Below are 26583 nucleotides of genomic sequence, written 5' to 3'. Positions count from 1 at the left end.
CCCCGGCGACTGAAAGGAAAGGCCCGGTCATGCTGGATCAGGCGGTTGCATTCCTGTGCGAGGCGGATCGGCTGAAGTCGGTCCAGCGCGCCAATGTGCTGATGGACCTGTCGCGCCCCGAGAACAGCGCCGAGCACAGTTGGCACGTGGCGCTCTACGCGATGGTCTTCGGGGCCAGCGACCGCGCGATCGCCATGATCCTGGTGCATGACCTGGTCGAGATCGACGCAGGGGACCAGCCGATCCATCTGGACCACGATGCCGCCGCGCTGCGGCTGGCCGAGGAGGCGGCCGCAGGCCGAATCTTTGGCCTGATGCCCGAGGGCGCGGCGCTGGCGGATCTTTGGCGGGCCTTCGAGGCCGCCGGCTGCGATGACGCCCGCATGGCCAAGCGCATGGACCACATCCAGCCGCTGTTCCAGGTGTTGCAGGCGGGAGCGCCGCTGCCCGATCATGTGGAGATCGTCCGCGCGAACCTGGAACGCGGCCGGGCCGCCCGGATGGTGCGGGAATGGCCGGATGCCGCCGCCGCTGCGCGGAACCTGCTGGCGCAGCAGGGGCTGCCCGACAGCGATCTGGGGCGACGGCTGGCCTTTCTGGCCGAGGCGGACGGGCTGAAGTCGGTCCATCGGGCGAACACGCTGATCGACGGCTCGCGCCACGAGAACAGCGCCGAGCACAGCTGGCATCTTGCGCTCTATGCGCTGGTCCTGGCGCCGCTGGCGGGGCCGGGAGTCGATATCGGCCGGGTCATCCGGATGCTGCTGATCCACGATCTGGTCGAGATCGACGTGGGCGACGTGCCGCTGCATTCCGCCGGAGGTCAGGCCCATGGCTCGGCCGCGATCCAGCAGGCGGAAGCGGCCGCCGCGCGCCGGATCTTCGGGCTGCTGCCGGACGGACAGGCGGCCGAATTCCTGGCGCTTTGGCAAGAGTTCGAGGCGGTCGAGACGCCCGACGCGACCTTTGCCAAAGGCCTGGACCGCTGCCAGCCGGCGATCCAGAACCTGCAGGCCGGTGGGGCGGGATGGCTCCGTTACGACGTGACGCTGGCCCAGCTGGAGATGCGGGTCGGGACTTGGGTCGATGCGGCCTCGGCCGAACTCTGGGCCTGGCTCTCCGGTCGCCTGTCTGCGCATTTCTCCAGCCGGTAGGGCAATGCCGCATCGCCTCAGGCCACCAGCGGCTGGCCCTTGGCGGCGTGCCGGATGACCAGGCGGCGCAGCTTTGCGCCTGTGCCGAAGGGGCGGGCCGAGGGTGGCGCGGCCTCGGGCTGCAGCAGGGCAGGCAACAGCGCCTGGATCTCGCGCAGCGCCTTGCCGTTCAGGGCATGCAGCGCCTGGACGCCGGGATAGAGCGATTCAGCCTCGGCCCCGTTGGCGATCAGGATCTCGTGGCGGTCGAAGAGCAGGTGATGATAGGTCACCGCCTGGCACCGGTCGTCCACCTCGACCCCCTCCAGCGCAAGCAGTTGCTTGGCCGGCGCCAGCAGTTCCCGCGTGCCGAACATCCGCTGCGCGATCGCCGACCGGACCAGGATGCGGTGCTGGGGCGAAACGGTCAGCGGGGAATGGGGGATGCCGGGGCCCAATGCGCCTGCCGCGATGCGCACCGGCCGCAAACGCGGGGCGGCGGCCAGGTCCACCTGGTCCAATTGGCTTGACCCGCACCACCGCAGCGGCTGATAGCCGCTGTCGCGGGTCCAGATCAGGTCGCCCGGGGCCAGGGTTTCGACGGGACGGTCCCCGTCGATCGTCCGGATCATCGTCCCGCCGGCATAGCAGACGATCTCCACATCCATGATCTTGGGGCTGAAGGACACGGTCGCGGCATAGGTGTTGGCGTCCCTGGGGGTGACCGAGAGGATCCTGACCGATCGCAGTGCGGTGATGTCCTCCCATTCGGCGACGTTCTGCGCGGTCGGGCGCAGGAAGATGTCGCCGCTGGCCATCTGGATCAGCGCGCCCGTTCGTTCCACCTGGCTGCCGTCGCCCAGGGTCACCCGATAGGTTGCGCTGAAGAGGCCCGTGATCTGGCTGTTGACACGGCTGCCGTCCGTCGGGCGCAAGAAGGTCATCGGGCTGGGGCCGTAGGGGTTGTTGTTGTAGGTGGTCGCAAAGGCCCTGGTGCTGGTGCCGTTGACGGTGATGCTGCGCGTGGTGCCGGAGACGGTGACGGCTTCGATCTGGTTGGGCCCCGTCGCGCCATAGCCGACAAGATGCTCGGCCTCGGTGGCCGTGGCGGGGGTGGTCGGGGTCATGTTGGCCTGTGGCTGGTTGCCGAACCAGAGCCAGGTGACATCGGTCATGGGAGCCTGCCGGGGAAAATGGAGTTCGTGAAGCGAGTGCTGTCAGTTACGCCCCTTGTGCCGGAGCGGGCAAATTGCCTTTGCGGACATTTTGACCGAACGGCCGTAAGCAAAGCCGCCATTTGGCCAAGGGACCGGGAGAGGGACGGCCCCCGCCGGCACAGCGTCCCCGGTTGGCATACAATCGCATACCGTCTTTCCTTCACGGCCTGATCGGGCTATAGGCGAGCATCCGAATCCAACGCCAAAGGGGGCCCCCATGTCGAAGATCAAGGTCGCAAATCCCGTCGTCGAGCTCGACGGCGACGAGATGACGCGGATCATCTGGGACTTCATCAAGCAGAAGCTGATCCTGCCCTATCTGGACATCGACCTGAAATACTACGACCTGGGCATCGAGGAGCGTGACCGCACCGACGACCAGATCACCATCGACGCGGCCGAGGCGATCAAGCTGCACGGCGTGGGCGTCAAATGCGCGACCATCACCCCCGACGAGGCGCGGGTCGAGGAATTCGGCCTGAAGAAGATGTGGCGCAGCCCGAACGGCACGATCCGCAACATCCTGGGCGGCGTGATCTTCCGCGAGCCGATCATCTGCCAGAACGTCCCGCGCCTGGTGCCGGGCTGGACGCAGCCGATCATCGTCGGCCGCCATGCCTTCGGCGACCAGTACCGCGCCACAGACTTCCGTTTCCCCGGCAAGGGCAAGCTGACGATCAAGTTCGTGGGCGAAGACGGTGAGACGATCGAGCACGAGGTCTTCCAGGCCCCGTCCTCGGGCGTGACCATGGCCATGTACAACCTGGACGATTCGATCCGCGATTTCGCGCGGGCGTCGATGAACTATGGCCTGTCGCGCGGCTACCCGGTCTATCTGTCGACCAAGAACACCATCCTCAAGGCCTATGACGGCCGCTTCAAGGACCTGTTCCAGGAGGTCTACGAGGCCGAGTTCGAGGACCAGTTCAAGAAGGCCGGCATCCATTACGAGCACCGCCTGATCGACGACATGGTCGCATCGGCGATGAAATGGTCGGGCGGCTATGTCTGGGCCTGCAAGAACTATGACGGCGACGTGCAGTCGGACACCGTGGCGCAGGGTTTCGGCAGCCTTGGCCTGATGACCTCGGTCCTGATGACGCCGGACGGGAAGATCGTGGAATCCGAGGCCGCCCACGGCACCGTCACGCGCCACTATCGCGAGCACCAGAAGGGCAACGCGACCTCGACCAACTCGATCGCGTCGATCTTTGCCTGGACGGGCGGCCTGAAGCACCGTGCCAAGCTGGACGACAACGCCCAGCTGCTGAACTTTGCCGAGACGCTGGAGCGCGTCACCGTGCAGGCGGTCGAGGATGGTCACATGACCAAGGACCTGGCGCTGCTGGTCGGCCCGGACCAGAAGTGGCTGACCACGATGGGCTACCTGGAAAAGGTCGACGAGTACCTGAACAAGGCGCTGAACTAATCGCAGGGGGCCGGGCATTTGCCCGGCCCTTTCGCCTTTGGCGAGGGTTTGGACAAAGAGGAAGCCATTTCTCCGTTGTTCAGATACCCTTGGGGCATCGCCGCAAGGCGATGGGGGCAGCGCCCCCTTTCTTTGGCGCGCCGGCTGCGCTAAGGGCAAGGCGTCCCCAGACAGGAGCCACGCTGATGAAAGCCGCCGTCGTCACCTTCCCCGGATCGAATTGCGACCGCGACCTGGCCGTCGCGCTGGAACAGGCGGGGGCTCAGGTCTCCCGTGTCTGGCACAAGGACAGCCGCCTTCCCGAAGGCGTGGATCTGGTCGCGGTGCCGGGTGGATTTTCGTTCGGGGACTACCTGCGCTGCGGCGCCATCGCGGCGCAGTCGCCCATCGCCGCGGCGTTGAAGGCCCATGCCGAGCGGGGCGGCTATCTGCTGGGGATCTGCAACGGGTTCCAGGTGCTGACGGAACTGGGGCTGCTGCCCGGCGCGCTGATGCGCAACACCGGGCTGACCTTTGTGTGCAAGCCCGCGGCCCTGCGCGTCGGCACCGCCGACAGCGCTTTCACCTCCGGCTATGCCCTGGGGCAGACGATCTCGGTTCCCGTCGCCCATCACGACGGCAACTACCAGATCGGGGCGGAGGGACTGGCGACGCTGCGTGACCAGGACCGGATCGCCTTTACCTATGCGCCGGCGCTGAACGGCTCCGTGGGCGACATCGCCGGCATCCTGTCCGAGAATCGCCGCGTCCTTGGCATGATGCCCCACCCGGAACGCGCGGCCGATCCGGCCACCGGCGGCACCGACGGTGCGGCGCTGTTCCGGGGGCTGGTGGGCTCTCTCGTGCAGGCCTGACTTGAGCCTGCGCGGCGTTCGCCGTAGATTGCCGCCCGCGATCCCAGTGGATGGACCCGTGCTTGGACGATGACGAGCATATCGAGGACAGGGCGGAGCGGCGGCGCGGCGTAGGCGCCCGGCTGTACAATCCATGGTGGCTGCGGGCCACCGTCGTGCTGATCTTTGTCACCGCCCTGGGGTCGATCTGGGGCACCAATGCCTGGCTGACGGATCGGTTCTCCGAAAACACCCGGGTGCGGTCGGAACTGCGTCTGGCGCTCTATACCGGCAACCTGATGTCGGAATTGCAGCGCAATTCGGTGGTGCCGCTGCTGTTCGCGCGCGACCCGGCGCTGATCTCGGCGCTGAACGGGAATGATTTCTCGACCACCTCGGCCCGGCTGATCGCGGCGCAGAAGGAAATCGGCGCCGCCTCCATCCGGCTTCTGGATGCCTCGGGCCGGGTGGTGGGCTCGACCGACCGCTACCTGATCGGCACCAACAGCGTGGCGGCGCCCTATTTCGTCGAGGCGCTGCGGTCGCGCGACACGGTCTTCACCGTGTCCGAAATGCCGTCGGGCGCCCATGAATTCGCCTATTCCCGTGCCATCCTGTCCGAGGGCAGGACCTTGGGCGTGATCGTGGTGGGCGCGGACCTGACGCGGCTGGAGCGGTCCTGGGCCGGCATCTCGGACGCGGTGGCCGTGACCGACAGCGAAGGGACGATCATCCTGTCGACCGAGCCGCGCTGGCGCGGGCTGACCCTGCCGCAGGCGCTGGCCGTGCGTTCGGCCCCTTCGGCGATCCAGCGGGCCTTCCAGGTGACGGCTGACTGGACCTCCAGCCCGGCCGACGCCTATGTCCAGGGCCGGGCCGTGATGCGGTCCGAGGCGCGGGTTCCGTTCCGCGGCTGGCGGATGATCAGCTTCACCGCCTACAGCAGCGTGCGCGAGCGGGTGAACGCGATCCTGGCGCTGCAGATCATGGGCTTTGCGATCCTGCTGGCCGGCGCCTTCTGGATGCTGTCGCGCCGCGCCCGGATGCAGTCCGTGGCCTATATGCGCGAATCAGCGGACCTGCGGGCGCTGAACGCCCGCCTGACCCGCGAGATCGCCGAGCGCGAGCGCGTACAGAAGGAGCTGCGCGTGGCCGAGCAGACCATGCAGCAGTCTTCCAAGCTGGCCGCCCTGGGCGAGATGTCGGCCGGCGTCAGCCACGAGCTGAACCAGCCCTTGGCGGCGATGAAGACCTATCTAGCGGGCGCGCGCCTGCTGCTGCAGCGCGGCCGTCCCGAGGAGGCGCTTTCCAGCTTTCAGCGCATCGATGACCTGATCGACCGGATGGGCGCGATCACCCGGCAGCTGAAGTCCTATGCCCGGAAGGGCGGCGAGGCGGTGGAGCCGGTCGACCTGCGCGCCGCGGTCAGCAGCGCGCTGACCATGATGGAGCCGCAGCTGCGCACCCGGACCATCCGCATCATCCGCAACGTCCCGCGCGAGCGGGTGATGGTGCTTGCGGACCGCATCCGTCTGGAGCAGGTTCTGATCAACCTGCTGCGCAACGCGGTCGATGCCGTGCGCGACCGGCGCGAGGCCACCATCGAGATCTCGGTGGAGGCGGCGGCTCACGCCTATGTGTCCGTGCGCGACAACGGCCCCGGTGTATCGGATCTGGAAAAGCTGTTTGAACCTTTCTGGACCACCAAGAAGCCCGGAGAGGGCACCGGGCTGGGGCTGGCGATCTCGTCCACGATCGTGGCCGACTTTGGCGGCCGGCTGACCGCGCATAACGAAATCGAAGGCGGCGCGGTCTTCCGCGTCGAGCTGCCGTTGCACCGTCCCGGACAGCCCCGGCAGTCGCTGGCGGCGGAATGACAGTACACGAGAGGATCAGAGAATGTCCCGAAAGCTGAAGATCGCGATTGTGGATGACGAACCGGACATGCGGGAATCGATCAGCCAGTGGCTGGTCCTGTCCGGTTTCGAGACCGAGACCTTTGCCAGCGCCGAAGACGCGCTGAAGGTGATCGGGCCGGACTGGCCGGGCGTGGTGGTCAGCGACATCCGCATGCCGGGGATGGACGGCATGGCATTCCTCAAGCGGCTGATGGGGCTGGACAGCAGCCTGCCCGTCATCATGATCACCGGCCATGGCGACGTGCCGATGGCGGTCGAGGCGATGCGCATCGGCGCCATGGATTTCATGGAAAAGCCCTTCAACCCCGACCGCATGACGCAGCTGGCCAAGAAGGCCACGCAGATGCGCCGGATGACGCTGGACAACCGTGCTCTGCGCCGCGATCTGTCCGAGGGCCAGCAGGTCATGTCCAAGCTGATCGGCGCCAGCCCGGTGATGGAGCGGCTGCGCGAGGACATCCTGGACCTGGGCCAGGCCGACGGGCATGTGCTGATCGACGGCGAGACGGGGACCGGCAAGACGCTGGTGGCCCATGCGCTGCATGCGGTCGGGCCGCGGGCCTCCAAGAAGTTCGTGCCCGTGTCCTGCGCGGCCTATAATGACGAGGCGCTGTCGGCGCGCCTGTTCGGGCCGCTGGAGGACGGGCTGCCGGCCGTCGAGGAGGCCCGTGCGGGCACCCTGTGCCTTGAGGATGTCGAGGCGCTGTCCGAGGCGTTGCAGGCGCGGCTGCTGGCCTTCATCAGCGAACAGGGGACGCCCGCGGAAACCCGGATCATCGCGATCAGCAATGCGCGGGGCGAGGGGCGCCGGGCCGAGGATTCGCTGCGGCCCGACCTCTTTTACCGCCTGTCCGCGCTGAAGATCACCCTGCCGCCGCTGCGCGCGCGGGGCGAGGATATCCTGGCGCTGTTCACCCGCATGACCGAGCAGTTCAGCGAGGAATACGGCTGCGAGCCCCCGCAGGTCAGCGCGCAGGAGGCCGCCCAGCTGCTGCAGGCGCCTTGGCCCGGCAACATCCGCCAGCTGATCAACGTGGCGGAACGCGCTGTGCTGCAGAACCGGCGCGGGTCGGGGTCGATCGCCTCGCTGCTGATGGCGGATGGAGAGGACAACCAGCAGGCCACCACGACCGAAGGCAAGCCGCTGAAGGAATATGTCGAGAGCTTTGAGAAGATGCTGATCGACAACACCATGCGCCGCCACAAGGGCAGCATCGCCAGCGTCATGGAGGAGCTGTGCCTGCCGCGGCGGACGCTGAACGAGAAGATGGCCAAATACGGGTTGCAGCGCGGCGATTACCTGTAACGGCCCGCAGCCCAGGGGCGGGCCCGAAACCCGGAGGCAGGCAGGCTGCCCCCGGGCTGTCCCTGCGGTCCTACTCGATACATAGGCACAGGAAAAACAGACCGCAGTTCGGACGATCGGCCAGATCGGAAAACGGGCTCGCGCGCGCAGCACGGGCTACTCTTGAAGCACAAACTGAACGATCGAGCCGGTTCATCCGACAAGCACCGGCTTGAAAAACCGGGCGCCCCGCGCTCAGGAACCGCGCGGCACCCGTCTTTCGACGCCGGACCCCAAGATGGGGCAGGTAAGGAGCATGGCATCCACGATTCTGCCCGGTCCCTGGGATCGTTATACGTGCAACCAGAAGGGGTGTCCAACTACCTATTGGTGTAGTTTGGATCATTATCTGCATGAATAATATACGAAAAACTGCAGTCTCTGCAAATTATCCTCTTTCCGACACCATCGCGTGCAAGCTAATTTGAACCCGGCTTACCAGTTGCGGAGAAACCGGGTGGGGATTATCCCCGCGAGGATCACCGAAAGGCAGTCCGACATGACCGTTTCGCCCCAGAACAAGCTTCATCCCCGCACTCAGGCCGTGCACCACGGCACGCGCCGCAGCCAGTATGGCGAGATGGCCGAAGCGATCTTCCTGACCCAGGGCTTCGTCTATGACAGCGCCGCCCAGGCCGAGGCGCGGTTCCAGGGCACCGGCCCGGACGAGTTCATCTATGCCCGCTACGGCAATCCGACCAGCCGCATGTTCGAGGATCGGATCGCCGCGCTGGAGGGGACCGAGGACGCCTTCGCCACCGCCAGCGGCATGGCCGCCGTCAACGGCGCGATGTTCGCGATGTGCAAGCCGGGCGATCACGTCGTGGCGGCGCGGGCGCTGTTCGGGTCCTGCCTTTACGTTCTGGACCTGCTGGCCCGGTTCGGGGTCGAGGTCAGCTATGTCGACGGCACCGACCTGGACCAGTGGGCGGCGGCGATCCGTCCCGGCACCCGCGCGGTGTTCTTTGAAAGCGTCTCGAACCCGACGCTGGAGGTGATCGACCTGAAGGCGGTGGCCGACCTGGCCCATGCGGCCGGCGCGACGGTGGTCGTGGACAACGTCTTTGCAACCCCGGTCTTTTCCAAGGCGGTCGAGCAGGGGGCCGATGTCGTCGTCTATTCGGCGACGAAGCATATCGACGGCGGCGGCCGCGCCCTGGCCGGCGTGATCTGCGGCACGCGGCAGTTCGTGCGCGAGGTAGCCGAACCCTACCTGAAGCATACCGGCGGGGCGATCAGCCCCTTCCACGCCTGGATCATGCTGAATGGGCTGCAGACCATGGACCTGCGCGTGCGCGCGCAGGCGGATGCGGCCGCCACCATCGCGGCGGCCCTGCACGGCCATCCGCGCCTGTCGCGGGTCATCTATCCGGGCCTGCCGGACCATCCCCAGCACGACCTGGCGATGCGGCAGATGGGGTCGGGCGGCACCATGATCGCGATCGAACTGGCCGAGGGCAAGGACGCTGCCTTTGCGGCCCTGGACCGTCTGCAAATCATCCGGATCTCGAACAACCTGGGCGACGCCAAGTCGATCGTCACCCATCCCGCCACGACCACCCATCAGCGCCTGTCGGAGGCCGACAAGGCGCATCTGGGGATTACGCCGGGACTGCTGCGCATCTCGGTCGGGCTGGAACATGCGGCCGACCTGACCGCCGACCTGATGCAGGCGCTGGAAGGGTGATGATGGGCCGCACCCCGCGACAGGCACAGGACCGCCCGCGCCCGGCGCGCGGCGGTGTCATCCTCCCCTGCGAGGTGCGGCTTCCGGGCCTGTTGTTCCGGGATGACATTTTCAGCAGCGCCCCCTATATCAGTCACCGCCAGAGCCGGAGGCCATCATGACCGAGATTCGTCCCCTGACCGCAGCCTATCCCGCCCTTCTTCGTCACTATGACGCGGATTTCCGGGTGGACGACGCCTACAAGGCCGGATTGCCGGATCTGCAGAACGGGCCCGCCAGCCTGATCATCGGCGCCCGTGCGCCCATCCAGCATGTGGGGATCTCGAATTTCCGGTTGCCGATCCGCTACCTGGCCCGCGAGGGCGGCGAGATCGCGCTGGAAACCAGCGTCACCGGCACGGTCAGCCTGGAGGCCGACCGCAAGGGCATCAACATGAGCCGGATCATGCGGTCCTTCTATGGCCATTCCGAGCATCAGTTCAGCCTGTCCGTCCTCGAGGCGGCGCTGGAGGATTACAAGACGGACCTGGACGCCCTGGATGCCCGCATCCAGATGCGGTTCTCCTATCCGATGAAGGTGGCCTCGCTGCGTTCGGGCCTGTCGGGCTGGCAATATTACGACATCACGCTGGAGGTCATCGAACAGGCGGGCACCCGCCTCAGGGTGATGCACCTGGATTACGTCTATTCCTCGACCTGCCCCTGTTCGCTGGAACTGTCGGAACATGCGCGCGAGACACGGGGCCGTCTGGCCACGCCGCATTCGCAGCGTTCGGTGGCGCGGATCTCGCTGGTGATGGACGGCCCCGAGCGCGTGTGGTTCGAGGACGTGATCGAGCTGTGCCGCCGTGCGGTGCCCACCGAGACGCAGGTGATGGTCAAGCGCGAGGACGAACAGGCCTTCGCCGAGTTGAACGCCGCCAACCCGATCTTTGTCGAGGATGCGGTGCGGGCCTTTGCCGCGCAGCTGCTGGCCGATCCGCATATCGGCGATTTCCGCGTCGTGGCCAGCCACCAGGAATCGCTGCATTCCCATGACGCGGTCAGCCTGCTGACCAGCGGGCCGACCTTTGCGCAGAACTCGCTGGACCCGGGGACCTTCGCCGGCCTGCGCGCCTGATCCGCGCCCGGGGATGCGGCGGCCTGTGCCGCGACCTGCGTGATAATTGCGGGCCGTGGCACAAGGCCGGAACGGATAGGGAACATCGGGCTTTCCTTGTGAGGCCCGTCTGCCTATGTTGGCGGGATGGAGCATTTCGACGATTCCGATGATCTCGTGCGTGTCCCGCTGTCGCAGCGGGCCATGTCGGCACGTCCCGCAGCCTATCTGGAGGGGCTGAACGCCGCGCAGCGGGCGGCTGTCGAGGCGCTGGACGGCCCAGTCCTGATGCTGGCAGGGGCGGGCACGGGCAAGACCCGCGCCCTGACCACCCGGATCGCGCATCTGCTGATGCTGGGGCGGGCGCGGCCGGGGCAGATGCTGGCGGTGACCTTCACCAACAAGGCCGCGCGCGAGATGAAGGACCGGATCGCCCGCCTGCTGGGCGAGACGGTCGATGGGATGCCTTGGCTGGGCACGTTCCACTCGATCAGCGTCAAGATCCTGCGCCGCCACGCCGAGCTGATCGGCCGCGAGGGGCTGCACCTGAAGCCCAGTTTCACCATCCTGGACACGGACGACCAGATCCGCCTGCTGAAGCAGCTGATCTCGGCCGAGAACATCGACGAAAAGCGCTGGCCCGCCCGGCAGCTGGCCCACCTGATCGACGGCTGGAAGAACCGCTGCCTGACGCCCCCGAACCTGCCACGCGGCGAAGGCGAGGCCTTTGATGGCCGGGGGGGCAAGCTCTACGCGGCCTATCAGGACCGGCTGCTGACGCTGAATGCGGTCGATTTCGGCGACCTCCTGATGCATTGCGTGACACTGTTCCAGGCGCATCCGGACGTGCTGCGCCAGTGGCAGGACCGCTTCCGCTATATCCTGGTGGACGAATATCAGGACACGAACGTCGCCCAGTACATGTGGCTGCGGCTGCTGGCGCAGTCGCATCGCAACATCTGCTGCGTGGGCGACGACGACCAGTCGATCTATGGCTGGCGCGGGGCCGAGGTCGGCAACATCCTGCGCTTCGAGAAGGATTTTCCGGGCGCCGAGGTGATCCGGCTGGAGCAGAACTATCGTTCGACCCCGCAGATCCTGGGCGCGGCCTCGGGGCTGATCGCGGCGAACCGGGGGCGGTTGGGCAAGACGCTGTGGACCGATGCCGAACCCGGCGACAAGGTGCGCCTGATCGGGCACTGGGACAGCGAGGCCGAGGCCCGCTGGATCGGCGAGGAGATCGAGACCTTTCAGGGCGGCCATCGCGCCAGCCTGGGGCGCGTGAGCCTGAACGACATCGCGATCCTGGTGCGCGCCAGCCACCAGATGCGGGCCTTCGAGGACCGCTTCATGACGATCGGCCTGCCTTACCGGGTCATCGGCGGCCCCCGCTTTTACGAGCGGCAGGAGATCCGCGACGCGATGGCCTATTTCCGGCTGGTCGTGTCGCCCGAGGACGACCTGGCCTTCGAGCGGATCGTGAACACCCCCAAGCGCGGCCTGGGCGACAAGGCGTTGCAGACCATCCAGATGGCTGCCCGGCAGAACGGCGTCAGCCTGCTGGAGGGCGCCAAGATCGCGGTCGACGAGGGCCATCTGGGCGGCAAGGGCCTGGCCAATCTGCGGGCCTTCGTGGCGCTGATCGGGCGCAGTCATGGCGATGTGCTGGCCGGCAGCCCGCATGTGGCGCTGGCAGAGCATCTGCTGGACGAATCCGGCTATACCGCCATGTGGCAGAACGACAAGTCGCCTGACGCGCCGGGGCGGCTGGACAACCTCAAGGAACTGGTCAAGGCGCTGGAGGAGTTCGAGAACCTCCAGGGGTTCCTGGAACATGTTGCGCTGGTCATGGACCGTGACGACGGCGATCAGGCCGAGCAGGTCAGCATCATGACCCTGCACGGGGCCAAGGGGCTGGAGTTTCCGGTCGTCTTCCTGCCGGGATGGGAGGACGGGCTGTTCCCCAACCAGCGCGCCATGGACGAACAGGGCACCAAGGGCCTGGAGGAGGAGCGGCGGCTGGCCTATGTTGGCATCACCCGGGCGGAACGCCTGGCCACGATCAGCTTTGCCGGCAACCGCCGCATGTATGGCCAGTGGCAATCCAGTCTGCCGTCGCGTTTCGTGGACGAGCTGCCCGAGGAGCATGTCGAGGTGCTGACGCCTCCGGGCCTTTACGGTGGCGGCTATGGCGCGGCCATGGCCTCGGCCGGCAGCACGCGCATGGACGAACGCGTCGCCAAGGCCGATGTCTATGCCTCGCCCGGCTGGAAGCGGATGCAGGCGCGGGCGGCGGAACGGCGGGGGCCGGTCCATCGCACGCCGGTCACCATCGACGCGGCCCCGGCCGCCCGCTTCAGCGTCGGCGACCGCGTCAGCCATGCCAAGTTCGGCGAAGGTCAGATCATGGGCATCGCCGAGGACACGCTGACCGTGCAGTTCGAGACAGGCTTCAAGAACATCAAGGCCGCCTATGTTCAGCCGGCCTGCGGCGGGGATGACGTGCCCTTCTGATCGCTGCGGCGCTTCAGCCGCGCCGCGATGCTGCGGGGGGCGGCGGCGGCCCGGCGCAGGGCTTCGGCATATTCGGCGTCGATGTCCAGGTCGGGGTGATCCTCGGCCAGGCGCAGCAGCCGAAAATGGATCTGCGCCACGCGTTCGTAGTAATCGACGAAGGCATAGTTGATCGCGGCCCCGGTGGCGGCCCCCAGGACCGGGACGGCTTGCGCCCCCAGCTTGGTGGTCAGCCGCGCGGCAAAGCTGCCGGCAAAGCGAGAGATCAGGGCCGAGACGGCCTGCCCGTTGGTCAGCACTCGGTTGGCCAGGAAAGACTTGGCAGCCGCGTCGCCATCGGCACCGGGTTCCCCGAACTGAAAGACGGCCAGGCATTCCAGCCGCACCTGCGGATCGGTGGTGTCAAAGCCGTTGTTGCGTGCGACCTTCTGGATCGCGTTGAAGATCACCGTGGTCGAGGCGACCAGGTCCGGCACCAGCCCCACCAGCCCGAACCAGCCGCCCGTCGCACCGCTGAGCACCGCCGCCGCGCGGTTGGCGACCATCGGGGCATCGCGGACGACGCTGATCCCCTGGCTGCGGGCCGACAGGTCGTACAGCTGGCGAAAGGCGCTCTCCAGCACCGCCTCCAGCGAGACGGGCGACAGGCTCAGCGCGGTGGTCGCGGCGCCTTCGGTCAGACGGCCCACGGCCTCGACGCCGCGCATCAGCATGCTGCGGCTGCTCAGCTGGTTGGCCGCGATGCGGTCCAGTTCGGCGCGAAGATCGGCACGGGGATCGGCGGGAAGGGTCATGGCATGTCCTTTGCTGGGCGCCCCTTGGATCTGGGGTCGCGGCGGCGGGCGGTCAATCCGCCCATTCGGGATCGGTGGTGAAGGCGATGGTCAGCCAGCGGTTGTCGATGTCGCCGCCGACCGCCTCGCCGATCTCGTCGCGGATGGCGTCCCATTCCTCCAGCCGCTTGGCGGGCCAGCCGGTCGGGACGATGAAATAAAGCTCGATCTGGCGGCCCCGGCCCACGCGGGCGACATAGGCGCGGTGGCCCAGAAAGCCGTGGCGGGCGCAGATGTCGCGGGCGATCGACTCGACCTGGGCCATCATGTCGGGCGGCGTGATCAGCAGGATGTCGGCCAGCGACTGCCGGATCACCGGGATCGGCAGCGGGATCACCACCAGGCAGACCAGCGCCAGGATCCCCGGGTCGACATAAGGCGACATCCATTCCAGCGACGTGCCCTGGATGGTCCAGCCGAAGCCGAAACCCAGAAGCAGCGCCCCGGTCAGCGCGGCCGACATCGCCCAGCCCTTGACGTCCAGCGCGACAAAGCTGGACCCGATGCGGCGGTTGGCCCGGTGGTTGTGCAGCGCCATGGCGATGGCCACCAGGGCCACCACGGCCGCGTAGAGGCTGGCCTGGCCGAAATCCAGCTGCCGGCCTCCGGCCAGAAGGCTGCCGATCGCGGTTATGAGGGCATAGATCGCCGCCCCGCTCAGCAGCACCCCGTTCAACCCCAGGACCATCGGCTCCAGGTGCCAGAAGCCCATGGTGAAGCGCGCAACCAGGCGCGCCTGCCGGCGTTCGGACAGGCGCGCAGTGATCAGCGTCGAGACCAGCAGCGCGACCGAGGTCATCGAGGCGTCGGTCAGCGAATAGATCCCGTCGAAGATGATCGAGGCCGATCCCGAGGCCAGGCCAAAGGCGATGCCCGCCAGCGCCACCGCGAAGGTCATCGCGATCGACAGTTTCAGCACGCCCTGTTCGGTCATTCCCGGCCTCTGGTTCCCAATGCGAACGCCGCGTGGCATCAAAGGGTTGCAGCATCCGCGACCCGGGCCCTCCCGCCCGTGACGCCACGCGACATCTGGCCCTGCGCGGCGGCCGCGTGCTAGGGTCGGCGGTGATACGAGGGAAGGCAGGGGCAATGTGGCGCTGATCCGGCTGTGGCTGTTTCTGTTCGCGATCCAGGCCGTCTTCTATGTGCTGCTGCGCATCTATGTCCGGTCGCAGCAGGTCGAGCGGCTGGAGCGGCGATGGGACGCACGTCATCCGGAACAGGCGGGGAACAGCGCCGCGCGGCGCGCGTTCATCGCCAAGGCCATGGCGGGCTTCAACCGCAGCCTGCGGGTGCGGCTGACGGCCCTGGTGTTCGTGCTGCCCACGCTGGCCGTCCTGGTCATCATCGTTCTGGTCAACTGGCAATAGGAGCTGCCGCATCATGTATTACGTGCGCGTCGTCATCGGCGTTCTGTTCGGCGTCCTGGTCTTCGGCCTGCTGGACTATACCCTGCCGTCGAAAAGCACGGTCCGGATCAGCAACACCTACAACCGCCTGACGGCGATCCCGCCCTCGGCCTCGGTCTTCTGGGCCTCCGACAGCACCGGCACGGTCGAGAATGCGCAGGGCCAGCGGGACGTGCGCTTCATCGACGCCGTGCGGCCCGGCGGCCACGTCTTCGTCTATCGCAACGAGGACACGGGCTGGGTCTGGCCGCCCTATTTCAAGTATGACAGCGCCAACCTGCAGGCCGAGGCGACGAACCTGCAATCGACCTCGCGCGATCCGATCTGGGTCAGCGTCACCGCCTATGGCTGGCGGATGCCCTGGCTTTCCACCTATCCCAACGCGATCTCGATCAACACGGTCGGGGGACCCGATGACCGGCCGGTGAACTGGGCCGCCATGGTCGTCTGCGCCGTGCTGCTGATCCTGCTGGCGCTGATCTGGCGCATGTGGGCGCAGTTCCGGGACCGCGGCGCGGCGCGGTTCAACAGGGGGCGGGCATGAGCAATCCGGGCACCGATCTGCGGCTCGACTGGTTCGAGGGGATCCGCATCAACACCCCCGCGACCGAGCGTCGGGCCGCCACGTTGCCCGCGCGGCGCAGCCTGAAGAAGGACCACCAGGCGGCCTGGCTGCTGAACGCCGTGCGCTGCATCGACCTGACGACGCTGGCGGGCGACGACACGCCCGACCGGGTCGCGCGGCTTTGTGCCAAGGCGCGTCAGCCGATTGCCGCCGATCTGCTGGAGGCGATGGGCGTCACGGGCCTGACCACGGGCGCCGTCTGCGTCTATCCGACGATGGTCGCGCCCGCGAAGCGCGCCCTGGGCAACAGCGGCATCCCGGTCGCCAGTGTCGCCACGGGCTTTCCTGCGGGCCTGATGCCCCTGGACCTGCGCCTGGCCGAGATCCGCTATGCCTTGGACCAGGGCGCGGATGAGATCGACATCGTCATCACCCGCGCCCATGTGCTGCAGGGCAACTGGACGGCGCTCTATGACGAGTTGCGCGCGATGCGCGAGGCCTGCGGGACCGCACGGATGAAGGCGATCCTGGCCACGGGCGACCTGAAGTCGCTGGAGAACGTGGCCCGCGCCAGCCATGTGGCGATGCAGGCCGGGTCGGACTGGATCAAGACCTCGACCGGCAAGGAGGGCGTGAACGCAACCCTGCCGGTCAGCCTGGTCATGTGCCGCGCCATCCGGGATTACCACGCCCGCACCGGCATCCAGGTGGGCTTCAAGCCCGCGGGCGGTCTGCGCACCGCCAAGGACGCGATCAGCTGGCAGGTGTTGATGGCCGAGGAGCTGGACCGCGACTGGCTGCGGCCGGACCTGTTCCGCATCGGCGCCAGCAGCCTTCTGGGCGACATCGAGCGCCAGATCAGCCACCACGTCACGGGCCGCTATGCCAGCGCCCACCGCCAAGCCCTAGCCTGAGGTCCCGATGAGCCACGTGAGCGAGATCATGGAAAGCATGGAATACGGCCCCTCGGTCGAGGACAGCAGCGCCGTGCGCGACTGGCTGGCGCGCCAGGGCACCTTTGGCCATTTCATCGGCGGGACCTTCACCGAGCCTGACACCACCTTCGAGACACGCGATCCCGCGACCGGCGAGGTTCTGGCAAGCGTCAGCCAGGGGACCGAGAGTGACATCGAGGCCGCGGTCGCGGCCGCGCGGCAGGCGCAGGGGCCTTGGGCGGCGCTGTCGGGATCAGAGCGGGCGCGGTACCTTTATGCCCTGGCGCGGCATGTGCAAAAGCGGGAACGCTTCCTGTCGGTCCTGGAAAGCCTGGACAACGGCAAGCCGATCCGCGAGGCGCGCGACATCGACGTGCCGCTGGTCGCGCGGCATTTCTATCACCATGCCGGCTGGGCCGAACTGCGCGACAGCCAGTTTCCGGGCCTGACCCCCCTTGGCGTCTGCGGCCAGATCATCCCCTGGAACTTCCCGCTGCTGATGCTGGCCTGGAAGGTGGCGCCTGCGCTGGCGGCCGGCAACACCGTGGTCCTGAAGCCCGCCGAATACACGCCCCTGACGGTCTTGGCCTTTGCCCAGATCTGCCAGGAGGTCGGCCTGCCCGCAGGGGTCGTCAACATCGTGACCGGTGACGGCGCAACCGGCGCCGCGCTGGTCCAGGCGCCGGTGGACAAGATCGCCTTCACCGGCTCGACCGAGGTCGGGCGCGGCATCGCGCAGGCGCTGGCCGGGACGGGCCGGCGGCTGACGCTGGAGTTGGGCGGCAAGTCGCCTTTCGTCGTGATGGAGGATGCGGACCTCGATGCGGCCGTCGAAGGCGTCGTCGACAGCATCTGGTTCAACCAGGGCCAGGTCTGCTGCGCGGGGTCGCGCATCCTGGTGGCCGAGGCCGTGGCCGACCGGTTCGAGGCGCTGCTGTCGTCCCGCATGTCGCGGCTGCGCGTCGGACCGCCCCTGGACAAGTCGACCGATGTCGGCGCCATCGTCGATCCGGTCCAGAAGGACCGCATCCTGTCCATCTGCCGCGCCGCGACCGAGGCGGGGGCCGAACTGGTTGGCGGGCAGGCGCAGGAGGGCTGCTTCATCGCGCCCGGCTATCTGAAGAACATCGCCCCTGCCAATCCCGGGATGGAGCAGGAGATCTTTGGTCCCATCGCGACGCTCTCCACCTTCCGCACGGCGGATGAGGCGGTCGAGCTGGCCAACAACACCCGCTATGGTCTGGCGGCTTCGGTCTGGTCGGAAAGCGCGACCGTCGCGACCGACCTGGCCGCGCGGATCAAGGCGGGCGTGGTCTGGATCAACAGCGCCAACCTGTTCGATGCCGCAGCACCCTTTGGCGGTTATCGCGAAAGCGGCTATGGCCGCGAGGGCGGGCGCAGCGGCATGCTGGATTACCTGGCCGAAGCGCCGATATCCGTACGCCCCGTGGAGACTCCGCAGCGCGTCTCGGCCACCCCGTCGGGCGACGCGCCGGCCCCGCAGAACATCGACCGGACGGCAAAGCTCTATATCGGCGGCGCGCAGAAGCGCGCCGATGGGGGCGGCAATTATGCGGTGCCGGGAGGCGTGGCCCCTTTGGGCAATCGCAAGGACATCCGGAACGCGGTCGAGGCGGCGGCCAAGGCCGGGAAATGGGCGTCGATGGGCGGCCATGCCCGCGCACAGGTCCTGTTCTATATCGCCGAGAACCTGTCGGCGCGCGCCGCGGAATTCGCCTCCCGCACCAGCCGGGCCGAAGTGGAGGCCGCGATCGGCCGCTGCTTCCACTATGCGGCCTGGGCGGACAAGTTCGACGGCGCCAATGTCCAGGCCAAGCCAGGCCACCTGGTGAACGTCATCCCCGAGCCCTTCGGCGTGATCGGCATCGCCTGCCCGAATGCGCAACCCCTGGCCGGCTTCCTGTCGCTGGTCCTGCCCGCCATCGCGATGGGCAACGCGGTCGTGGCCATTCCTGCGCAGAACGATCCGCTGGCGGTGACCGACCTGTACCAGGTCTTTGACACGTCGGACCTTCCGGCAGGGGTGGTGAACATCGTGACCGGCGTACGCGACGAACTGGCGGTTCCGCTGGCTGCCCATGACGAGGTGGCGGCCATGTGGTATTGCGGCCCGTCCGACGGCCTGGCGGCCGTTGATCGCGCCGCTGCGGGCAACCTCAAGCCGGTCTGGGCGCCCGCCGCCCGGGACTGGACGGGGCCGGACGCACAGGGCGAAACCTTCCTGCGCCATGCAACCCGGCAGAAGACCATCTGGCTGCCCTATGGTGCCCTGCCTGCGGGCAGCGGCAGCGCGGCCTATTGAACAATAAATGGGGGCGCTCGCCCCCTAAAGTCAGTCGACCCCCAGCGATTTCCAACGGACAGGGACTTCTTGCGGCTCCCTTCACCGGCCGCGGATGCGGGGATCCATCGCGTCGCGCAGCCCGTCGCCGATATAGTTCACGCAGAGCACCGTCAGCGAGATCAGGACGCCCGGAAAGATCACGCGCCACGGATAGAGCACCATCTGGTCCACCGCGTCATAGAGCAGGCGTCCCCAGGTCGGAAAGTCGGGCGGAAAGCCGAGGCCCAGGAACGACAGCGCGGATTCCGTGATGATCGCGGTGGCGATGCCCAGGGTCGCCGCGACCATGATCGGCGACAGCACGTTGGGCAGGATGTGCCGCAGGATCATCCGGTGCGCGGGCGTGCCGATGGACCGTGCGGCCAGGATGAATTCCCGCTCCTTCAGGCCCAGCACCTCGCCGCGGACGATGCGGGCGGCCTGCATCCAGCTGGTCGCGCCGATGGCCGACACGATCAGCAGGAAGATCCCGAACGCCGTGCCGAAGTTCTGCGACAGCGGTTCGCGGAACAGCGTCACCATCAGCAGCAGCAAGGGCAGCAGCGGCAGCGCCAGGAACAGTTCGGTCAGGCGCATCAGCGGTGCGTCCAGCCGGCGGAAATAGCCCGAGGTCACGCCGATGAGGCTGCCCAGGAAGATCGCGATCAGCATCGCGGTCAGGCCCACGGCGATCGACACCTGTCCCCCCGCCATCAGCCGCGCCAGCAGGTCCCGGCCCAGCTGGTCGGTGCCAAGCGGATGGGCCAGGGAAAAGCCCGAATTGCGGGCGCGGATGTCGACATAGGTCGGATCCACGGTCCAGATCAGCGGCCCGACCGACACGAAGAGGATGATCGACAGGAAGATGACCAGCGCCACCATCGCGCCCTTGTGGCTGCGGAACTGGCGCCAGACGTCGGACCACTGGCTGCGCGTCTCGACCGCGCCCGCGGGCGGGACAACAGGGGGGCTGGCGGCCTCGGGGGTGGCGGCGTTTCCGGCGGCCGCCTGCAGGGCCTGGGCGTCCTTCGAGCGGGTCGTGTCAATCATAGCGGATCCTCGGGTCCAGCACCCCGTAGAGGATGTCTGCGATCAGGGTGAAGGTGACGATCAGGATGGCGAAGATGAAGGTCAGCGTCAGCACCATGGGGATGTCATTGGCATGGATGGAAGAGATCAGCAGCTGTCCCAGGCCGTTCACCTTGAAGACCTGCTCGGTGATGATGGCGCCGCCGAAGACCGCCGGCAGGCCCAGGGCGATGACGGTGATGACCGGGATCAGGCTGTTGCGCAGGACGTGTTTCAGCACCACGACGCGTTCGGACAGGCCCTTGGCGCGGGCGGTGCGGACATAGTCCTGGCCCAGATTGTCCAGCATGGACGATCGCATGAAGCGGCTGATCTGCGCCGCGTTGTACAGCGCCAGCACCGTCACCGGCATGACCATCTGCCGCGCCTGCTGCCAGAAGCTGTCCCAGTCCGTCACCTTCAGCGTGGTGTCATAGACCGAGGGGAACCACTGCAGGTTCACCGCGAAGATGATGATCAGCACGACCCCGGTGAAGAAGGTCGGCATCGAGAAGCCGATCATCGACACGAAGGTGCCGATCTGGTCGAACCAGCTGTACTGCCGGTAGGCCGAGATGATGCCGATGGGGATCGCGATCAGGATGCCCACCAGATAGGACATGCCGACGACGATCAGCGTCTGCGGCAGGCGCTGCGCGATCACGTCGAAGACCGGGCTGCGCGACTGGAAGCTGATGATGCGCTGCATCCCTTGGCTGAAGTCGGTGCCGAAGGCATGGTCCAGCCAATAGAGCGGCTCGACCCAGAAGAACTGCTTGAGCCACAGCAGGTAGCGCACGGGCCAAGGCTCGCCCAGGCCCAGGGCGGCGCGCATCCGCTCGCGCACCTCGGGCGGGACGGTCAGGGGAACGTCGCCCAAGGGGTCGCCGGGCGAGGCCTCCAGCAGCAGGAAGATCACCAGCGAGATGAACAGCAGGGTCGGGATCGCCAGCAGCAGCCGGCGGATGGTGAAACTCAGCATGGCGCCTCGGTCGATGGAATTGCGGTCATGTCCGTCCCTCCGTCACGGACCCGCGGGTGTCCGGGGCCGTGAAAGAGGGGCGCCGCCCCGGTCGCGAAACCGGGGCGGCCGGGATGTCACTGCTCGACGCGGGTCCAGTCGGCGATGTTCCAGATCTCGCTGTCCCAGGCATTCAGCTCGACGCCGCCAAGCGAGTTGGCATGGGCCGAGGCGGTGCCGCGATAGACCAGCGGGATGATCGCGTTGCTGTCCTTGGTCAGCATGTCGTTCATCTTGCGGCCCATCTCGGCGCGCTCGTCGGCATCCATGACGCCGTCGACTTCGTTGACGAGGCGGTCGTATTCCTCGTCGCAGAAGCGGCTGATATTCTCGCCCTGCCACTGGTTGGCGGGCGAGGGCGCCTTGTTGCAGGTCCATTTCGCCAGATAGGGCGTCGGGTTGGTGCCGTCGAAGTTGTCGGCATACATCTGGACGTCGGCATAGAACTTTTGCAGCGTGTCGGGCGAACCCGCATCCGACCCGAAGAAGACCGAGGCATCGACGGTCTTCAGCTCGGTCTCGACGCCGATCTCGGACCACCACTGCTTGATCAGCGCCTGGAAGTCCTGGCGCACCGCGTTGACCGAGGTCTGGAAAGTCATGCGCAGCGGGACGCCGTCCTTTTCACGGATGCCGCTGCCGTTCTTGACCCAGCCGGCCTCTTCCAGCAGCGCATTGGCGCCCTCGATGTCCTGCGTAAGGCATTCGGTGTTGTCCGAGGCCCAGGCCTCGGGGGCTGGCACATAGTTGCAGGTCGGCTGGCCGGCCGGGCCATAGCCGATCTCGACCAGCAACTCGCGGTCGATGGCCATGGACAGTGCCTTGCGCACCGCCGGATCGGACAGGAAGGGATGCGGATGCTCCATCGTCGAACGCTCGCCCTCGGGCAGGCTGGAGGACGGGTCCGTCAGGTTGACGTGGATGCGCTCGACCAGGCTGCCGAAGGCGGCCGTGACCTTGCCCCGGCCGGCAGCCTCCATGCCGGCGATGACATCGGGGGCAAGCTGGGTGTTCCAGGCATAGTCGAACTCACCGGTTTCCAGCACCGAGCGCGCCGCGCCCGCCGCGTCGCCGCCGCCCTTGACCAGCACGGTCGCGAAGGCCGGCTTTTCAGGGTCGCGATATTCGGGATTGGCTTCCAGCGAGATCGTGTCGTTGGTCAGGAACTGCGTGACGCGGAAGGGGCCGGTGCCGATCGGGCTGAAATTCTGGTCCGTGCAGGTGGGGGCGTTCGCGCCAAGGCAGCTTTCGAACTGCGCCTTTTGCAGGATCGGCGACTGCGCACCGACAAAGGCCGAGAAGGGGTCCGGGCGCGGCGCGTCGAAGGTGACGCGCACGGTCTTGGGATCGACCGCCTCGATCTTGGTGATCCCCTCGAACTTGGCCAGCTGCGAACAGCCGCCTTCGGGATGCATGCAGTATTCGCCGGTGAAGACGACGTCCTCGGCCGTCACGTCGCTGCCGTCGGACCAGTTGATGTCGTCGCGCAGCGTCCAGGTGACCGAGGTCATGTCCTCGGCGATGCCGCCGTTCTCCAGCGTGGGGATCTCGGTGACCAGGCGGGGATAGATGTTGCCCTCGGCGTCATAGCCCGCCAGCGGTTCCAGCGCCAGGCTGCCGGCGATGACCTCCTTGGTGCCGCCCGACAGATAGGGGTTCATCGTCGACGGGGCCTGCCAGAGGATCAGGTTCAGCTGACCGTCGCTGCCGCGCTCGGCATGGGCGGCAGGGGCCATCGCCATCATCGCGGCGGCGCCCATCAGAACGGTTCTCAATTTCATCACGCTCTCCTGTTGGGTGTTGCGACCCGCAGGGTCCCACACGCCGGATCCAGCCATTCGGGGGCTGTTGTTCTTGATCTTTCCCCGGTTCTCCGGATGCTTGTTCGTGTTGTCATCGTCCCTGCGGAATACGCGCATCATCGAACGAAGCCGAAGCCGAAAGCAAGATCATTCGCGCAGACCATTTCGCGGCTTTCGGCTTTGACTTTCCGGGGGCTTTGGCTAGCCTGATCGCTTCAACGCGTGCGGGGCCCCAGATGCTTGACCAAGAACCTCTTGTTTCGATTGAACAACTGCGCGTCGAGTTCCAGACCGGCGACGGGGTCGTGGTGGGCGTCAAGGATGTCAGCTTCAACATCAAGCCGGGGGAATGCGTCTGCGTGGTGGGCGAATCCGGGTCCGGCAAGTCGGTCAGTTCGCTGTCGCTGATGCGGCTGGTGGAATTCGGCGGCGGCACCATCGCCGGGGGCCGGCTGATGTTCGAGAAGGATGACGGGCAGGTGGTCGATCTGGCCGCCCAGTCCGGCGCCGCGATGCGCGACATCCGCGGCAACCAGATCGGCATGATCTTCCAAGAGCCGATGACCGCGCTGAACCCGGTCTTCACCGTCGGCGACCAGCTGGTCGAGGGGCTGATCGCCCATCGGGGCCTGAAAAAGGCCGAGGCCCGCGCCCGCGCGCTGGAGATCCTGCGCCAGGTCCGCATTCCCGAACCCGAACGGCGCCTGGACCAGTATCCGCACGAACTGTCGGGGGGCATGCGCCAGCGCGTCGTCATCGCCATCGCCATGGCCTGCGAGCCGCGCCTGCTGATCTGCGACGAGCCGACGACCGCGCTGGACGTGACCATCCAGGCCGAGATCCTGGCCCTGATCGACCGGCTCAAGCGTGAAAAGCAGATTGCCGTTCTTTTCATCACCCATGACATGGCCGTGGTCGCGCAGATGGCAGATCGGGTCGTGGTCATGTACCGGGGCGCCAAGGTCGAGGAGGGGCCGGTCGAGCAGATCTTCGAGACCCCGCGGGAGGATTACACCAAGATGCTGCTGGCCGCCGTCCCGCGCCTGGGCGAGATGACCGGCAAGCCCGCGCCCGAACGCCTGCGCCTGATGGGCGACGGCACGCAGGGCGCCCCCGAGCCGATCATCGTGGCCGATCCCAAACCGCTGCTGACGGTCCGAAACCTGACCACGCGCTTTTCCGTCAAGGGCGGCGTCCTGCGCCGCACCGTCGCGCATGTCCATGCAGTCGAGGATGTCAGCTTTACCATCAATTCCGGAGAGACGCTGTCGCTGGTGGGCGAATCGGGCTGCGGGAAATCCACCTGCGGCCGGTCGATCCTGCGCCTGGTGGAGCCGGAATCGGGCCAAGTCGACCTGGGCGGCACCGATATCCTGGCCCTGTCGCAACGCGCGCTGCGCCGGGCGCGTCGCGACATGCAGATGATCTTTCAGGACCCGTTCGCCAGCCTGGACCCGCACATGAAGCTTTATGACCAGGTGGCCGAGCCGATGGAGAATTATGGCATCGGCAGCCGCAGCGAACGCCAGGACCGGATCGCGGCGCTGTTCGACCGGGTGGAACTGCCGCGCAGCTACATGCGCCGCTATCCGCACGAGATGTCGGGTGGTCAGCGCCAGCGCATCGCCATCGCCCGGGCCCTGGCGTTGAACCCCAAGCTGATCATCGCCGACGAGGCGGTGTCGGCGCTGGACGTGTCGGTGCAGGCGCAGGTGCTGAACCTGCTGATGGAACTGCAGCAGGACTTAGGGATCTCGATGCTGTTCATCAGCCATGACATGGCGGTGGTCGAACGCGTCAGCCACCATGTCGGCGTCATGTATCTGGGCCGCATCGTGGAGCTGGGCACGAGGCAGCAGGTCTTCGAGAACCCGCAGCACAGCTATACCCGCCAGCTGATGTCGGCAGTACCGGTCGCCGATCCACGCCAGAAGAAGATAAGCGAGGACCTGAACTTTCGCCCGATCCCGTCGCCGATCCATCCGGTCGATTACCGAGCCGCCCCGTCGGCCTATCGCGAGGTCGCGCCTGGCCACCGGGTGCTGGTCGATCCGGTGACCCATTCGTGAAAGCCGCGCCCCCGATCGGCCCTGACGCCGCCGCGCGATACCGCGACCCGCTGCCCAAGGCCGCTGACGTCATCATCATCGGCGGCGGCATCGCGGGCGTGACCACGGCGCTTTACCTGGCCCGCGAGGGGCAGCGGGTCGTGCTGTGCGAAAAGGGCGTGATTGCGGGCGAACAGTCCAGCCGCAACTGGGGCTGGGTGCGGGCGCAGGGCCGTGACGAGGCCGAGATCCCGATCATGCTGGAGGCGCGGCGGCTCTGGACCTCGCTGGCGCAGGAGCTGGGCGAGGTGCTGGGGCTGGCCACCTGCGGCGTCAGCTTCCTGGCACCCGACGATGGCGCCCTGGCCCGCTATGAAGGATGGCTGGAGGTGGCGCGCGCGCATGGCCTGGACAGCCATGTGATCGGGCGCGACGCGCTGGCGCGCCTGCTGCCGCATCAGGCGGGCTGGGCGGGGGCGCTGATGACGCCCTCCGACATGCGGGCCGAACCGGGGCAGGCGGTTCCCGCCATCGCCGGCCTGGCGCGGACCAAGGGCGTGGCGATCCGCGAACATTGCGCGGTCCGGGCGCTGGACGTGCAGGATGGGCGCGTCACGGGCGTCGTGACCGAGGAGGGGCCGATCCTCGCCGACCGCGTCCTGCTGGCGGGGGGCGCCTGGTCGGGGCTTTTCGCCGCCAATGCCGGCCTGTCGCTGCCGCAGCTGTCGGTGCGCGCCACCGTCGCCGCGACCGAGCCGATGCCAGATTTCTGGTCGGGTGCCGCGACGGATGCGAAGTTTGCCTTCCGGCGGCGCGCGGATGGGGGCTATACGCTGGCGCCGGGCATGGCACATGATTTCTGGGTGGGACCCGCGGCAGCGCGGCATCTGCGGACCTATCTGCCGATGATCCGCCGCGACCTGCGGCTGACCCGGCTGCAGGCGTCCGCCCCCCGCGGCTATCCCGATGCCTGGACCACGCCGCGCCGCTGGAAGCCCGACGCGGCATCCCCGTTCGAGGCGATGCGCGTCCTCTCCCCCGATCCGAACCCCGCCCGACTGGCGCGGCTGCAGTCGGATTTCGCCGCCGCCTTTCCGCAGATCGGTCGCCCCCGGCTGCGCGTGGCCTGGGCGGGAATGATCGACACCATGCCCGACCAGGTGCCGGTGCTGGACGAAAGCCCGGTCAGGGGCTTCTTCGTCGCCACGGGTCTCTCGGGCCACGGCTTCGGCATCGGGCCCGGCATCGGCCGGGTGATGGCCGACATGATGCAGGGCCGTTCGCCGGCGCATGACCTGCGCCGCTTTCGCCTTGCCCGCTTTTCGGACGGATCGCCCGTCCGGTTGGGTCCGGACCTGTAAAGGCAGGTTCCGGACCTCTTG

The 26583-nt window shown here is 67.4% G+C and carries 20 protein-coding genes; 14 read left to right on the top strand and 6 right to left on the bottom strand.

The window, feature by feature from the left end; translation table 11 throughout:
• Positions 1–29 precede the first annotated feature (29 nt).
• Positions 30–1154 (top strand): HD domain-containing protein, encoded by a 1125-nt coding sequence (locus tag ACZ2G3_RS12720; protein WP_470396403.1) that lies wholly within the window; start codon positions 30–32, stop codon positions 1152–1154.
• Positions 1155–1171: 17 nt separating this feature from the next.
• Here the strand turns inward: ACZ2G3_RS12720 and ACZ2G3_RS12715 are convergent, their stop codons facing one another.
• The gene (locus ACZ2G3_RS12715) at positions 1172–2308 is read right to left on the bottom strand and encodes a Hint domain-containing protein (RefSeq protein WP_470396402.1); all 1137 of its coding nucleotides are present in this window, start codon (positions 2306–2308) and stop codon (positions 1172–1174) included.
• A 259-nt stretch (positions 2309–2567) separates the two neighbouring features.
• Here ACZ2G3_RS12715 and ACZ2G3_RS12710 point away from each other — a divergent pair, with 259 nt between their 5' ends.
• From ACZ2G3_RS12710 to ACZ2G3_RS12680, 7 genes are all read left to right on the top strand, one after another.
• Positions 2568–3779, top strand: coding sequence for an NADP-dependent isocitrate dehydrogenase (locus ACZ2G3_RS12710; protein ID WP_470396401.1), 1212 nt, complete (start codon positions 2568–2570; stop codon positions 3777–3779).
• A gap of 185 nt (positions 3780–3964) precedes the next feature.
• Complete coding sequence (purQ, locus tag ACZ2G3_RS12705) at positions 3965–4633, top strand: phosphoribosylformylglycinamidine synthase subunit PurQ (RefSeq protein WP_470396400.1); 669 nt, start codon at positions 3965–3967, stop codon at positions 4631–4633.
• A gap of 140 nt (positions 4634–4773) precedes the next feature.
• Positions 4774–6489 carry a sensor histidine kinase gene (locus tag ACZ2G3_RS12700; protein ID WP_419270714.1) on the top strand — a complete coding sequence of 572 codons (1716 nt, stop codon included), beginning with the start codon at positions 4774–4776 and terminating at the stop codon, positions 6487–6489.
• A 22-nt stretch (positions 6490–6511) separates the two neighbouring features.
• Positions 6512–7837, top strand: coding sequence for a sigma-54-dependent transcriptional regulator (locus ACZ2G3_RS12695; RefSeq protein WP_419270542.1), 1326 nt, complete (start codon positions 6512–6514; stop codon positions 7835–7837).
• Between the two features lie 538 nt (positions 7838–8375).
• Entirely contained in the window at positions 8376–9563 is a 1188-nt protein-coding gene (metZ, locus tag ACZ2G3_RS12690; RefSeq protein ID WP_470396399.1) for an O-succinylhomoserine sulfhydrylase, read from the top strand.
• Positions 9564–9720: 157 nt separating this feature from the next.
• Positions 9721–10683, top strand: coding sequence for a GTP cyclohydrolase FolE2 (gene folE2 / locus ACZ2G3_RS12685; RefSeq protein ID WP_470396398.1), 963 nt, complete (start codon positions 9721–9723; stop codon positions 10681–10683).
• Between the two features lie 126 nt (positions 10684–10809).
• Positions 10810–13176 carry an ATP-dependent helicase gene (locus ACZ2G3_RS12680; protein WP_470396397.1) on the top strand — a complete coding sequence of 789 codons (2367 nt, stop codon included), beginning with the start codon at positions 10810–10812 and terminating at the stop codon, positions 13174–13176.
• On the opposite strand, the gene ACZ2G3_RS12675 is transcribed toward ACZ2G3_RS12680, so the two are convergent.
• Together ACZ2G3_RS12675 and ACZ2G3_RS12670 are read right to left on the bottom strand one after the other, a co-directional pair.
• Positions 13140–13970, bottom strand: coding sequence for an EcsC family protein (locus tag ACZ2G3_RS12675; protein ID WP_470396396.1), 831 nt, complete (start codon positions 13968–13970; stop codon positions 13140–13142). The two genes, ACZ2G3_RS12680 and ACZ2G3_RS12675, sit on opposite strands and share 37 nt — an antisense overlap.
• A 52-nt stretch (positions 13971–14022) precedes the next feature.
• The gene (locus ACZ2G3_RS12670; RefSeq protein ID WP_470396395.1) at positions 14023–14943 is read right to left on the bottom strand and encodes a cation diffusion facilitator family transporter; all 921 of its coding nucleotides are present in this window, start codon (positions 14941–14943) and stop codon (positions 14023–14025) included.
• A 157-nt stretch (positions 14944–15100) separates the two neighbouring features.
• On the opposite strand from ACZ2G3_RS12670, the gene ACZ2G3_RS12665 reads away from it, so the two are divergent.
• The 4 genes from ACZ2G3_RS12665 to ACZ2G3_RS12650 are packed head-to-tail and all read left to right on the top strand — an operon-like array spanning position 15101 to position 19241.
• Positions 15101–15379 carry a hypothetical protein gene (locus ACZ2G3_RS12665; RefSeq protein WP_470396394.1) on the top strand — a complete coding sequence of 93 codons (279 nt, stop codon included), beginning with the start codon at positions 15101–15103 and terminating at the stop codon, positions 15377–15379.
• A 13-nt stretch (positions 15380–15392) separates the two neighbouring features.
• Positions 15393–15962 carry a DUF1523 family protein gene (locus tag ACZ2G3_RS12660; RefSeq protein WP_470396393.1) on the top strand — a complete coding sequence of 190 codons (570 nt, stop codon included), beginning with the start codon at positions 15393–15395 and terminating at the stop codon, positions 15960–15962.
• Positions 15959–16897 carry a deoxyribose-phosphate aldolase gene (gene deoC, locus ACZ2G3_RS12655; protein WP_470396392.1) on the top strand — a complete coding sequence of 313 codons (939 nt, stop codon included), beginning with the start codon at positions 15959–15961 and terminating at the stop codon, positions 16895–16897. The genes ACZ2G3_RS12660 and deoC overlap by 4 nt, the downstream gene beginning before the upstream one ends.
• Positions 16898–16904: 7 nt before the next feature.
• Complete coding sequence (locus ACZ2G3_RS12650; RefSeq protein WP_470396391.1) at positions 16905–19241, top strand: aldehyde dehydrogenase family protein; 2337 nt, start codon at positions 16905–16907, stop codon at positions 19239–19241.
• A gap of 81 nt (positions 19242–19322) precedes the next feature.
• On the opposite strand, the gene ACZ2G3_RS12645 is transcribed toward ACZ2G3_RS12650, so the two are convergent.
• The 3 genes from ACZ2G3_RS12645 to ACZ2G3_RS12635 all read right to left on the bottom strand — a co-directional run bounded on the left by ACZ2G3_RS12645 (position 19323) and on the right by ACZ2G3_RS12635 (position 23132).
• The gene (locus tag ACZ2G3_RS12645) at positions 19323–20312 is read right to left on the bottom strand and encodes an ABC transporter permease (protein ID WP_419270561.1); all 990 of its coding nucleotides are present in this window, start codon (positions 20310–20312) and stop codon (positions 19323–19325) included.
• Positions 20305–21312 (bottom strand): ABC transporter permease, encoded by a 1008-nt coding sequence (locus tag ACZ2G3_RS12640; protein WP_419270563.1) that lies wholly within the window; start codon positions 21310–21312, stop codon positions 20305–20307. Before ACZ2G3_RS12640 ends, ACZ2G3_RS12645 begins: the two co-directional genes overlap by 8 nt.
• Before the next feature lie 116 nt (positions 21313–21428).
• Positions 21429–23132 (bottom strand): peptide ABC transporter substrate-binding protein, encoded by a 1704-nt coding sequence (locus ACZ2G3_RS12635; RefSeq protein WP_470396390.1) that lies wholly within the window; start codon positions 23130–23132, stop codon positions 21429–21431.
• 257 nt (positions 23133–23389) lie between these two features.
• On the opposite strand from ACZ2G3_RS12635, the gene ACZ2G3_RS12630 reads away from it, so the two are divergent.
• The gene (locus ACZ2G3_RS12630) at positions 23390–25222 is read left to right on the top strand and encodes an ABC transporter ATP-binding protein (RefSeq protein WP_470396389.1); all 1833 of its coding nucleotides are present in this window, start codon (positions 23390–23392) and stop codon (positions 25220–25222) included.
• Positions 25219–26562 (top strand): NAD(P)/FAD-dependent oxidoreductase, encoded by a 1344-nt coding sequence (locus ACZ2G3_RS12625; RefSeq protein WP_470396388.1) that lies wholly within the window; start codon positions 25219–25221, stop codon positions 26560–26562. Before ACZ2G3_RS12630 ends, ACZ2G3_RS12625 begins: the two co-directional genes overlap by 4 nt.
• The last annotated feature ends 21 nt before the right edge of the window (positions 26563–26583 follow it).

The sequence above is a fragment of the Paracoccus sp. KKT209 genome, assembly GCF_055635455.1.
Note: the sequence above shows the minus strand (reverse complement) of the source record. Positions and strands in the feature narration are given on the sequence as shown.